This is a genomic window from Roseateles sp. 22389 (genome assembly GCF_052044995.1).
Lineage (GTDB): Bacteria > Pseudomonadota > Gammaproteobacteria > Burkholderiales > Burkholderiaceae_C > Roseateles.
Map to the genome: position 1 here is coordinate 66,857 of NZ_JBQEOF010000017.1, position 11,962 is coordinate 78,818.

General features: G+C 72.4%; 9 protein-coding genes. 3 read left to right on the top strand and 6 right to left on the bottom strand.

What is annotated here, in order from left to right:
* Positions 1–114: 114 nt before the first annotated feature.
* The gene (locus ACTJKJ_RS20595; RefSeq protein ID WP_440821775.1) at positions 115–2,811 is read left to right on the top strand and encodes a ligase-associated DNA damage response DEXH box helicase; all 2,697 of its coding nucleotides are present in this window, start codon (positions 115–117) and stop codon (positions 2,809–2,811) included.
* Positions 2,808–3,491, top strand: coding sequence for a ligase-associated DNA damage response endonuclease PdeM (gene pdeM / locus ACTJKJ_RS20600; RefSeq protein ID WP_297384350.1), 684 nt, complete (start codon positions 2,808–2,810; stop codon positions 3,489–3,491). The genes ACTJKJ_RS20595 and pdeM overlap by 4 nt, the downstream gene beginning before the upstream one ends.
* A gap of 110 nt (positions 3,492–3,601) precedes the next feature.
* Here pdeM and ACTJKJ_RS20605 read toward each other — a convergent pair whose 3' ends face one another.
* On the bottom strand, positions 3,602–3,838 hold the full coding sequence (locus ACTJKJ_RS20605) for a hypothetical protein (protein ID WP_297384352.1): 237 nt from the start codon (positions 3,836–3,838) through the stop codon (positions 3,602–3,604).
* A gap of 154 nt (positions 3,839–3,992) precedes the next feature.
* Here ACTJKJ_RS20605 and ACTJKJ_RS20610 point away from each other — a divergent pair, with 154 nt between their 5' ends.
* A complete protein-coding gene (locus ACTJKJ_RS20610) occupies positions 3,993–6,110 on the top strand; it encodes a hypothetical protein (RefSeq protein WP_440821675.1) in 2,118 nt (705 codons plus the stop codon).
* A 34-nt stretch (positions 6,111–6,144) separates the two neighbouring features.
* Here the strand turns inward: ACTJKJ_RS20610 and ACTJKJ_RS20615 are convergent, their stop codons facing one another.
* The 5 genes from ACTJKJ_RS20615 to ACTJKJ_RS20635 all read right to left on the bottom strand — a co-directional run bounded on the left by ACTJKJ_RS20615 (position 6,145) and on the right by ACTJKJ_RS20635 (position 11,897).
* Positions 6,145–6,693 carry an MgtC/SapB family protein gene (locus tag ACTJKJ_RS20615; protein ID WP_440821677.1) on the bottom strand — a complete coding sequence of 183 codons (549 nt, stop codon included), beginning with the start codon at positions 6,691–6,693 and terminating at the stop codon, positions 6,145–6,147.
* Positions 6,690–8,693: an ABC transporter ATP-binding protein/permease gene (locus tag ACTJKJ_RS20620; RefSeq protein WP_440821679.1), complete on the bottom strand. Its 2,004-nt coding sequence runs from the start codon at positions 8,691–8,693 to the stop codon at positions 6,690–6,692. The genes ACTJKJ_RS20615 and ACTJKJ_RS20620 overlap by 4 nt, the downstream gene beginning before the upstream one ends.
* Positions 8,694–8,814: 121 nt before the next feature.
* The gene (locus ACTJKJ_RS20625) at positions 8,815–9,393 is read right to left on the bottom strand and encodes a hypothetical protein (protein WP_440821681.1); all 579 of its coding nucleotides are present in this window, start codon (positions 9,391–9,393) and stop codon (positions 8,815–8,817) included.
* Positions 9,394–9,545: 152 nt separating this feature from the next.
* A complete protein-coding gene (locus ACTJKJ_RS20630; protein ID WP_440821683.1) occupies positions 9,546–10,721 on the bottom strand; it encodes an FAD-dependent oxidoreductase in 1,176 nt (391 codons plus the stop codon).
* 90 nt (positions 10,722–10,811) lie between these two features.
* The gene (locus tag ACTJKJ_RS20635) at positions 10,812–11,897 is read right to left on the bottom strand and encodes a serine hydrolase (RefSeq protein WP_440821685.1); all 1,086 of its coding nucleotides are present in this window, start codon (positions 11,895–11,897) and stop codon (positions 10,812–10,814) included.
* Between the last annotated feature and the right edge of the window lie 65 nt (positions 11,898–11,962).

The window sequence follows — 11,962 nt, forward strand, 5'->3', positions numbered from 1 at the left end:
GACGCGGAAGCCGTGAGCAACACGAAGGCCAGACGAAACGCGAAGGTCGCGAGCGACGTGGCCACCGTGAGCAACGCGGACACCGCGAGCGACGCCGGCGTCGTCAGCGAGGGCATGTCGATCGATGCCTGGCTCGCCGCGCAAGGCTGGCGGTCGTTCCCGTTCCAGCGCCAGGTCTGGGCCGAGATCGCGCGAGGCCGCAGCGGGCTGCTGCATTCGAGCACCGGCAGCGGCAAGACACTGGCGATCTGGCTGGGCGCGCTGGCCACGCTGCGCGAGGCCATCGGCGGCGAGGCGCGCCAGCACGGCGGCAAGGCCGTCGCGCCGCCGCTGACGGTGCTGTGGATCACGCCCATGCGCGCCCTCGCCGCCGACACGCTGCGAGCGCTGACGCGCCCGATGGCGGCGTTCTGCCCAGGCTGGACGATCGGGCTGCGCAGCGGCGACACCAGCTCCGCGCAGCGTGCCGCGCAGGACCGGCGCCTGCCCACCGTGCTGGTGACGACGCCGGAGAGCCTGTCGCTGCTGCTGTCGCGGGCCGACGCGCGGGAGCAGCTCGGCCAGGTGCGGCTGGCGGTGGTCGACGAATGGCATGAGCTGATGGGCAACAAGCGCGGCGTGCAGACGCAGCTGGCGCTGGCGCGCCTGCGCCGCTTCAGGTCTGAGCGTGGGGCCGACCGTGGGGCAGAGCGCGGCGCCGGGCGCGACGCGGCCCTGATGACCTGGGGCCTGTCCGCGACGCTGGGCAACCTCGACGAGGCGCTGCGGACGCTGCTCGGCACGGGCGCCGTGGACGCCGCCGCGGATGCCGTGCTGGTCCACGGCGAGACCGACAAGACCCTGGTCATCGACACGCTGCTGCCTGCCACCGCCGAGCGCTTCGCCTGGGCGGGCCACATGGGGCTGCGCATGCTGCCGCAGGTGGTCGAGGCGATCGAGGCCAGCGCCAGCTGCCTGGTCTTCACCAACATGCGCTCGCAGGCCGAGCGCTGGTACCGCGCGCTGCTGGAGGCGCGCCCCGACTGGGCCGGCGTGCTGGCGTTGCACCACGGCTCGCTGGACCGCGAGGTGCGCGAGTGGGTGGAGCTCGGCCTCAAGGAGGGCCGCGTCAAGGCCGCGGTGTGCACCTCCAGCCTGGACCTGGGCGTGGACTTCCTGCCGGTCGACCGCGTGCTGCAGATCGGTTCGGCCAAGGGCGTGGCCCGGCTGGTGCAGCGCGCGGGGCGCTCCGGCCACGCGCCGGGCCGGCCGTCGCGGATCACGCTGGTGCCCACGCACAGCCTCGAGCTGGTCGAGGCCGCTGCCGCGCGCGCGGCGGTGCGCGCCGGTCGCATCGAGGCCCGGCACAGTCCGCGCGAGCCGCTGGACGTGCTGGTGCAGCACCTGGTCACGGTGGCGCTGGGCGGCGGCTTCGAACCGGATGCGCTGCTGGCCGAGGTCCGCGGCACCGTCGCCTACGAGGCACTCGACGACGCGAACTGGCGCTGGGCGCTGGACTTCGTGCGCCAGGGCGGGGCCTCGCTGACCGCCTACCCGGACTACCACCGCGTCGTGCCCGACGAGCACGGCGTCTGGCGCGTGCCGGACGCGCGGCTGGCGCGACGCCACCGCGTCAACATCGGGACCATCGTCAGCGACGCGTCGATCAGCGTGCAGTACCTGGGCGGCGGCAAGCTGGGCAGCGTCGAGGAAAGCTTCATCGCGCGGCTGCGCCCGGGCGATGCCTTCATGTTCAGCGGCCGCCTGCTGGAGCTGGTGCGGGTGGAGCAGATGACGGCGCTGGTGCGGCGCGCCACCGCCGGACGGGCCGCGCTGCCGCGCTGGAACGGCGGCCGCATGCCCTTGTCCAGCACGCTGGCCGACGCGGTGCTGCGCGAGCTGGCCGAGGCCGACGCGGGCCGCTTCGATTCGCCCGAGATGGCCTGCGTGCGCCCGCTGATCGACATCCAGCGGCGCTGGTCCGGCGTGCCCGCGCCCGACGTACTGGTGGCGGAGACGTTGAAGTCGCGCGAGGGCTGGCACCTCTTCCTCTACCCCTTCGCCGGCCGGCAGGTGCACCTGGGCTTGGCCGGCCTGATCGCCTGGCGCGCGGCGCAGCCGGAAACCGGCACCTTCTCGATCGCGCTGAACGATTACGGCATCGAACTGCTCAGCGCCAAGCCCATCGACTGGGCCGAGCGGCTGCCGGGCCTGCTCAGCGTGCCGCCGCTGGAGACGCTGCTGCACGAGGTGCTGGCCAGCCTGAACGCGACCGAGCTGGCGCGCCGCCGCTTCCGCGAGATCGCGCGCATCGCCGGGCTGATCTTCCAGAGCCACCCCGGCGAGCGCCGCAGCAACCGGCAGCTGCAGGCTTCCGCCACGCTGTTCTTCGAGGTCTTCCAGCAGCACGACCCCGGCAACCTGCTGCTGGCGCAGGCCCAGCGCGAGCTGCTGACGCAGGAGCTCGACGTGCGCCGCCTGGCCGAGGCGCTGGGGCGGATGGCGGGGCAGACCCTGCAGGTGCACGCGCTGCGCAAGCCGACGCCGCTGGCGTTTCCGCTGATGGTCGAGCGCTTCCGCGAGAAGCTCAGCAACGAGTCGCTCGGGGATCGCATCGCGCGCATGGTCTCGGAGCTCGAGCGCAGCGCCGGCGGGGAGGCGGTCGGCACCGCGCGCGAGCCGGCCGAGCGCGCGCTGGCGGTGTTCGCGAAGCAGGATTCGCCGCAGTTCGCGATCGCGACGGTGCAGGAGTCGCTCGCGCTGGAAGCCCGTGGGGAAGCGCCGCCGGCGCGTCGGCGGCCGCGCGGCGAGCGGGCGAGGCGAGGGCGATGACACTGGATATCGATGCGCCGGCAGGGGCGCTCGCGACGACGCTGGCCGGCGAGCGCGTCTGGCTGCTGCCCGAGCGCGCGCTCTGGTGGCCGGCGGCGCGCACCGTCTTCGTCGCCGACGTGCATCTAGGCAAGGCCGCGAGCTTTCGCGCGCTCGGCCAGCCGGTGCCCGCGGGCACCACGCGCGACAACCTCGATCGGCTGAGCGCGTTGGTCGACGGCGTGCGGGCCGCGCGGCTGGTGGTGCTGGGCGACTTCCTTCACGCGGCCGCCGCGCGGCAGGCCGGGGTGCTGGATCCGGCGCACCGCTGGCGCGAACGCCATGCGGGGCTCGACTGCCTGCTGATCCGCGGCAACCACGACAGCCATGCGGGGGATCCGCCGGCAACGCTGCGTTTCGAGCTTGCGGATGAGCCGCATCGCCTCGGGCCCTTCGCGGCCTGCCACCACCCGCGGCGGGTCGCGCAGGCCTATGTGCTCGCGGGTCATCTGCATCCCGCGATGACGCTGCATGGCCGCGCGCATGAACGTCAGCGGCTGCCGTGCTTCTGCGAGGTGGAGGGGCTCATGATCCTGCCGGCGTTCGGGGCGTTCACCGGGACCACCGTGGAGGGGCTGCCGCCTGGGGCCAGGTGCCATGCCGTCGGGGGGGGCGCGGTGTGGCCCGACCCTCACCCCTGACCCTCTCCCGCAAGCGGGAGAGGGAGCCTTCAGCAGCGCGGCGCGCGCGAGGCGGGTGACGCGGGGGTCACGAGGGGGTGATGGGGGGATGAGGCGGGCGGCACGGCGCGTCAGGGCTGGAAGCCGCCGACGTCGGTGTGGAAGTCCCCGATCTCGGTCCACTCCTGCAGGTTGGCGGGCACGGCGAAACGCTCGGCCAGCGCTTTCGCGGCTTCTTCCGCCGTCGCGAATGAATCCCCCCACGGCATGCTGTCGTGCTTCACCCGCCAACGCCTTGACAGCCGCGGTTTGATCGTGAACGTCCCCTCCAGACTCTGGAAGACGTATGAGACGGTATCGAAATCCATGCTGAGCTCCGGAGCGTCTCCGACCGGACGACCCTAACCCACCGGGCGGCAACTGTCATTCCCGAGTCGCGGATGAGGGGGACGGTCCGGCACTCGCACGGGCCCAGGGCGGCATGGCGGCGGCGGCATGTCGCTTGCCGCATCCTGCGCACCCATGACACACCCCTGGCGATTCTTCCGGGCGGGCGGCGCCGATCAGGCACGCATCGACACCGCGGACGACCTCCTCCATCTCCGCGACCTCGACCAGAAGCGCTGGGTCGCGCTGGCCTGTCCCACGCGCGGCCTCGAATTCGACGAACGCACCCTCGACCTGATCGACCTCGATCGCGATGGCCGCATCCGCGCGCCGGAACTGATCGCCGCCTGCGAATGGGTCGGCGCGCGGCTCAAGGACTGGCAGCCGCTGCTGCGCGGCGAATCGCGGCTGGCGGCGGCCTCGTTGTCCGACACCGAGGAGGGACGGGCGCTCGCCGAGGAACTACAACGCACGCTGGCGCTGGCGGGACGGGCCGCGCCGGCCGAGCGGTCCGACATCGGCCTGGACGAGATCCGCGAGCGCCAGTCGCACCTCGTCGCGGAGCGGCACAACGGCGACGGCATCGTGCCGGTCGCGGCCTTCGAGGATGCGAGCGACCGCGCGCTGGCGCAGGCCATCGCCGACGCGCTGGGCGCGGTCGCCGATGCCGGCGGCGAGCCCGGGATCGACGAGACGCGCATCCAGGCCTTCTTCGACCAGGCCGGCGCCGTGCGGGCCTGGCATGCCGAGGGCGAGGCCGACTGCGCCGGCCGACGCGCCGCGGCCATGGCGGTGCAGGCGGTCCACGACAAGGTGGAGGACTTCTTCGCCCGCTGCCGGCTGGCGAGCTACGACGCCAGCGTCGCCGCGACGCTCAACGCCACCGAGCCCGAGCAGCTCAAGCAGCATGCGGCCGGCCTGCTGTCGCTGGAGTCGGGGCCGCTGAAGCAGCTGCCGGCGGCGCCGGTCGCGGCGGGCGCGGCGCTGCCGCTCGACGCGCGCGCGAATCCCGCCTGGCGCGCGGCGCTGGCGGCCTTGCGCGAGCAGGCGGTGCGACCCTTGCTCGGACGCGATGCCGACGAACTCGTCGAAGCGGACTGGCGCGCGCTGAAGGACCAGGTCCAGGCCTGCCGCGAGTGGCTCAAGCGCCAGCCCACCGGGCCGGTGGCCGCGCTCGGCGTGGAGGCGCTGACCGCGCTGGCGGGCGCTCAGCCGGAGGCGGCCCGCGCCCGGCTGCTGGCGCAGGTGGCCGAGGACCGCGCGGCCGCGCCCCGGCACGCGGCGCTCAACGACCTCGAGAAGCTGCTGCTGCTCCAGCGCGATCTGCTGCGGCTGGCGCGCAACTTCGTCTCCTTCGAGGACTTCTACGAAGGGCGCGGCGCGGTCTTCCAGGCCGGCACGCTGTTCATCGACGGTCGCGCGTGCGAGCTCGCCGTGGAGGTCGTGGATCCCGCCCGGCACGCGCCCATCGCGGGCCTGGCCAAGGCCTACCTCGCGTACTGCGAGTGCGTGCGGCTCAACCAGAAGCGCACCATCGTCGCGGTGGTCAGCGCGGGCGACGTCGACTTCCTCTTCGTCGGCCGCAACGGGCTGTTCTACGACCGCGAGGGCCACGACTGGGACGCGCGCATCGTCAAGGTGATCGAGAACCCGATCAGCGTCGGCCAGGCCTTCCTGTCGCCCTACAAGAAGCTGGTACGGCTGGTCGAGGAGCAGGTGGTCAAGCGCGCCGCCGCCAGCGATTCGACGCAGCAGGGGCGCCTGGGCCAGTGGGCCGGGCGCATCGCCACGGTGGACCAGCCCGCGGCCGCACCGTCGACGACCGGCGCGGCGGGCGCCCCGCCGGCCGGACTGCCGGTGCCGGGGCGGCGGGTGGACGTCGGCACCGTCGCCGCGATCGGCGTCGCGCTGGGCAGCATCAGCACGGTGATCGTCGGCATCTTCGGCCGCTTCGTCGACCTGGGCTGGTGGATCCCGCTCGCGGTGCTGGGCATCGTGCTGTCGATCTCCGGACCGAGCATGCTGATCGCCTGGCTCAAGCTGCGCCAGCGCAGCCTCGGGCCCATCCTGGATGCCAGCGGCTGGGCCATCAACAACCGCATGAAGCTGAGCACGCGCCTGGGCGGCTCGCTGACGAAGCGGCCGCAGCCGGTGCCGCACGCGGTGAAGCTGCCGGAGATGCGGCGTACCGCGCGCGACGAGGGGGCGCCAGCGGGCGCGCCGTCGGCAGCGGTGTCGGAACCCTCGCTGTAGCGCCAGCCGCCGCGTCCTTGGTCCGCGGCGACGATCAGTCGTCACGCGGCGGCGCTCGCCGGTCGTCGTCGCGCCCGTCCTTGCGACGCCCACCGTCATCGCGCGGATAGGGCCGGGTGAACAGCGGCAGCACGGCCAGGATCAGCAGCGCCAGCAGCATGCTGAACACCGCGGTGGCCTCGCGCCCCAGGCCGCAGGCGATGCCGATGGCGGCCGTCATCCAGATGCTGGCGGCGGTGGTCAGGCCGTGGACCTGTTCCTCGTCCTTGAGCTTGAGGATGGCCCCCGCGCCCAGGAAACCGATGCCCGCGATGACGCCTTGGAGCACGCGGCTCATGTCGGGCATCGGCATGCCGCCCTGTTGCGGCACCAGCACGAACAGCGCCGCGCCCAGCGAGACCAGCATGTGTGTGCGGATGCCCGCGGCCTTGCCGTGGTGCTCGCGCTCGTAGCCGAGGATGCCGCCCAGCAGCGCGGCCAGCAGCAGCCGCACGGCGATGCGGGTGATCTGCGCGGCATCGGGCAGGTCCGAGAACTCGGACCGCAGCGTGTCGACGATCTCGGTCCAGGTGTCGGCGCTCATGGCGGCTCCTTCGCGCACGGCGCCGAGGCGGGCCGCGTCGCGGTCATGGCGTCCGACGCGGGCGCGGCGACCGGGGCCGCGGCCTGGGCGGTCTGCGCGGCCTGGGCGGCCTGGGCGGCTGCGGCCTCGGCCTCGGCTTCAGCGGCATCGAAGTCGTAGCCCTCGGCCGCGTGCAGCTGCCAGGCGCCGCCGCCGGTCAGGCGCAGCACGTGCGTGTGATGCCGCAGCACGCCGTGGCGGTGGGCGATGCTGACCAGCGTGACGCCGTCGCGGCACAGGCGCTCGTAGAGGCGGCGCTCGTTGCCGCTGTCCAGCGCGCTGGTCGCCTCGTCGAGGATCACCATCCGCGGCCGCCGCACCAGCACGCGGGCGAAGGCGAGCCGCTGCTGCTCGCCCATGGATAGCAGCTTGTCCCAGTCCTGCGTGGCGTCCAGGCCGCCGACGCGCTCGGCGAGCTCCGGCAGGCCGACCTCGTCGAGGATCGCGCGCAGCGCCTCGTCGTCGAGCTCGGTCGCCGTGTCGGGATAGATCATCTGGCTGCGCAGCGTGCCCGGCTGCAGGTAGGGGCGCTGCGGCAGGAAGAAGACCTCCTCCAGCGGCGGATGCTCGATCGTGCCCTCGCCGCAGCGCCACAGGCCGGCTATCGCGCGCAGCAGCGAGCTCTTGCCGCAGCCGCTGACGCCGGTGATCAGCAGGCTCTCGCCCGGCTGCAGCGCGACGTTGAGCTTCTCGACCAGCAGCCGGTCGAACTGCGGCGTGTACAGCGTCAGGTCGCGCAGCGCGAGCTGGTCCGCGTGGCTCGTCACGATGCGTTCGCGCTGGCGCTCCGCGCGCGGCTTGCGCTGGTGCATCACGTCCGACAGCGCATGCAGCCGGTCGATGCCGGCGACGAAGCGGCTCAGGCTCTCGAAGTTGTCGACGATCAGGGACACCGCCGTCAGCACCGCCGCGAAGGCACCGGCCGCCTGGACGGCGGCGCCGACCTCCAGGTCGCCCGACAGCACGCGCTCGGCCAGGATCACGCTGGGCACGACCAGCGTCAGCTGGCTGAAGCCGCGCTGGAAGAGGTTGAGCGAGCGCTGCTTGCGGATCAGCTTCCAGTAGTTCTGGTAGACGGACTCGAAGCGGCCTTCGATGTGGGCGCGCTCCTGCGGCTCGCCGCGGTAGAAGGCGATGGATTCGGCGTTCTCGCGCAGCCGCATCAGGCCGAAGCGGAAGTCGGCCTCGCGGCGCAGCTGCCAGAAGTTCAGCTGGATCAGCGGCGAGCCGAAGACATACAGCGCCAGGAAGGTGCCCACCGTCGCATACACCGCGAGGAAGGCCACCAGTACCTTGGACAGCGACCACAGCACCGCGCAGAAGGCCACCAGCTGCATCGCCGATCCCAGCATCAGCAGCAGGAAGTGGGTGGAGCGGCCGGTGAAGGTGTTGATGTCCTCGGAGATGCGCTGGTCGGGGTTGTCGATGTCGCCGGCGGCGCCGGTGCCGATCTCGTAGTACTTGCGGCCATCGAGGTAGCCGTCGAGGAAGCGGCCGGTGAGCCAGCGGCGCCAGTGGTTGGAGAAGGCGTCCCGCATGTAGTAGTAGAAGGCGTATACCGGCACGGCGAAGGCCAGGACGATGAGGCTGTCGCGCACCGCGGTCCAGAAGCGGGTGTGGTTGCGTTCGGCCAGGGCCGAAGTCAGCTCGCCGGTCTTGGCGTTGAGCAGCACCGCGAGCTGGGTCTCGCACAGCATCAGCACGATCAGGAGCAGCAGCAGTCCCCAGGCGGCCTTGCGCTGGTCGCCGAGCCAGTAGGGCTTGGCGATCTGCAGGAACTGGCGCCAGGCGGCCGCGGAGAGACGCGGTGGCCGACGGCGCCGGCGCTTGGGCGCCGCGGTGGTGGAAGGCGCGGGAGCGGTCGTCGCGGAGGCGTTCGCCGCGGAAGGCGAACGGGCGCTCGAAGCACCCGGAGGGCCGGACGGCGGCAGGTCCGTCGCGGGAGTGGAGGGAGACACCATGAGGTCGGAACCCGGTCTGCCGAGATGGCTAGACGGTAGCTCCGACGGGTCATGGGGCGGGTAGGACGAAGCCTACTGGCGGTGACGGAGGAGGGCGCGTGGCGTCGGGCCGCGGGCGGGCTCACGAGAGCATCCGGGAGACGATGATCGCCAAGCCCGAGGAGCTGGCCGCCGAGCCGGCGAACCACTTCAGCAGGCGCGCGTCCGACGCGAGCCCGGCGTTGTTGACGCGCTCGTTCAGCGTGTTGAAGCGCTCGCAGAGCGGAGCCACCGCAGCGGTCACGCAGGAGTGGACCGTGCTGGCGATCTCGGCACGCAGCTCCTGAAGGTGCTGCTGTGTTTCCCTGCGGAAGGCGTCGAGTTGCTGCTGCGACTCCCTGCGGAAGGTGTCGAACTGCTGCTGCGAATCCTTGCGGAACGTGTCGAGTTGCTGCTGCGATTCCTTGCGGAAGGTCTCGAGTTGCTGCTGCGAATCCTTGCGAAAGGTCTCGAGTTGCTGCTGCGAGTCCTTGCGCAGCGCATCCACCTGGTCGCGCGATTCGATGCGCACGGCGTCGATCGAGGTCTTGAGCTCACGGACGTCGCCGCGCAGTTCGTGGATGTGGACGGAGTGCTCATCCAGACGATGCATGAGCAGCGGGAAATCAGGATGCCAAGAGGGCTGTGGCTTGGCGGTCGGATAGGGAGAGCGGTGATGCATGCGCGGGTTCCTGTTGAGAGGGGAGGAACCAGCGATGCTAGGTCGGCGTCGGCATGGCCCGGTGTGGCGGCGAGGTCAAAGGTCCGAGGTCCTTGATCGACCTCAACGCATCGCGTCACGAGCGCGTTTCGTGGGAACGCCCGCGGCGCGGCTCAGGCGAACAGAGCAGCCAGGCGCGCGACGGCGGCCTCGCTCATCGCGCGATCGATGCTGCGGTCCGGGTTGTTGAAGTCGTGCTCGCCCTGGGCCTGGACCAGCAGGCCGTCGCGCCGCGGCACGACCATCAGGTTGTGCCCGCGCCAGGCGACCATGTAGTCCACCTCCGGTTGCGGCACGAGCCGCGCGATCTGGCCGCGCACCGGGATCAGCGTGTCGTCGCGGAACAGCGCCCGCGCGCCGTAGCCGGTGCAGTTGACGATCGTGCGCTCGGGCAGGCCGGCCAGTTCGCGCGCATCGTTGAAGTCGCGGGTGACGATCTCGCCGCCTTCGCGGAAGAAGTCTTCCATCAGCAGCCGCTGGTAGGGGCGGATGTTGAAGGTCATCTGGGTGAAGCGGCGCGCATGGGGCACCGGGAACGGGTGCTGCGCCGGGCTCAGCGGCGCGGAGCGCGGGTGCAGGTCGGGGATGAGGTCCAGCAGCTCGGGATAGTCGGGTTCGGCCGGGCCGCCGTGCCCCCCCTGTCCGGCGGGCAGCGGCTGGTCGAAGGGCAGGTCGGACAGCACATAACCGTCGCGCCATTCGACCGGCGCGCCGGGCAGCCCCAGTTGGTCCTGCCAGGCCCGGAAACTGTGGCGGGCCATGCGTTCCCACATCGCGTTGAAGGCCGGCGTCGCATGCTCGGCCGTGACCACGCGCGAGTCGGGCGACCACATGCCGGTGGCGAAGGTGGAGGCCACCTCGGGCGGGCGCTCGCGGCAGTAGATGCGCACCTGCAGCCCGGCGCGCTGCGCGACGCGCGCGGTGGTCAGACCCACCGCGCCGCAGCCGATCACGGCGATGCGCCGCTCCCGAGTGCGGCGGATCAGCGGCAGCGCGCCCAGCGTCGCCGAGCCCCAGGAGAGCGACCAGCCCGCGCCGCCGTGGCCGTAATGGTGGATGACGGTCTTGCCGTGCAGTCGCTGCGCCTCGATGCGCGGCCCCTGGGCCCGGAACGGGCGGGTGCAGACGGTGATGTCGACGATGCGGTCCGCCGACACCCGCATGCGCGCGGGCCTTGGCGGCTCGGCGAAGGGCAGGCGATCGGCGGGCAGCGGCGCGTCCGCTTGCGCGGCGAGCGGCCATGCGGCGGCCCAGGCGCTGGCGGCGCCGAGCCAGTGGCGGCGATTCATGGGAACTCCTTGTATCGCCGGTCCCAGCCGGCGGAGGCGATCGATTGCGGCGGTGATCGACTGGCCCGCGTCCGCAGGGACGCGGCCTCGTCAGACCGCGGCGATCTTGGCGAGCGACTTGCGGATAGCGGCGGCGTCGCGCAGGCGCTGCGCGGAGCCGTCCGCGTCGAGCAGCACGACGGTGATGGTCTGGCCGCCGCTCTTCATGCGCATCGCCAGGCAGCGGCCGGCTTCTTCGGTGTAGCCGGTCTTGGACAGGCGGATGTCCCAGCCCTTGGCGCCGACCAGGTGGTTGGTGTTGCGCAGCTCGCGCGGCCGGCCGTTGACCTCGACCTCGCTGGACTTGTCGCTGCTGATGCGCGCGATCACCGGATAGCGGGCCGCGGCGGCGGCGATGCGGGCGACCTCGGCGGCCGTCGAGGTGTTGTGGGGCGACAGGCCGGTCGGATCGGCCAGCGCCGTGTGCGACAGGCCCAGCGCCTGGATCTTGGCGGCGACCGCCGCCTCGTAGGCCGGCAGCCCGCCGGGGAAGTGGCGGGCCAACGCCGAAGCCGCGCGGTTCTCGGACGAGATCAGCGCCAGCTCCAGCGCCGCCTCCCGGCTCATGGTCGCGCCCACGCGCACCCGCGAGCGGCTGTGCTTGAGGCGGTCGACGTCGGCATCGTCGATGCGGATCTCCTCGTTCATGTCCTGCTTGGCGTCCAGCACCACCATGGCCGTCATCAGCTTGGTCAGCGAGGCGATGGGCACGACGGTGTCGGCATCCTTGGCCATCAGCACGCGGCCGCTGTCGTCGATCACCAGCATGTGGCGGGCGTTGACCGGCAGCTTCATCAGCGGTTCGTCGACCGGCGTGGCGGGCGACACCGGAGCCGCGACGGCCGGCGGCGCCTGGACGACCGCCGGCGCCGAGGCTGTCGGTGCCGGCACCGCGGGCGTCACGACGCCGGTCGGTCCGATCGCGGCCGAGGTGGGCGCGGTCGTGGGGACGACGACCTCGGGGTCGTCGCTGGCGGCCTGCACGATCAGACTGCCGCAGGTCAGGGCCAGGGCCGGCAGCGCGAGGCGCCAGTTGGTGTGGGCGAGGGTGCGGAGGACGGTGTGGCGGATCGACACGGCGGTGGACGGCAGGCGTGACAGGCGGGCGGGGCCGGGGAGGGCGTCGGGGTCAGGCATTGACCGGCGGGAAGTTTAAGTGCTGCGCGCCGGGCGTCCATCGGCGCGTGCCGTAACGTGCGTTA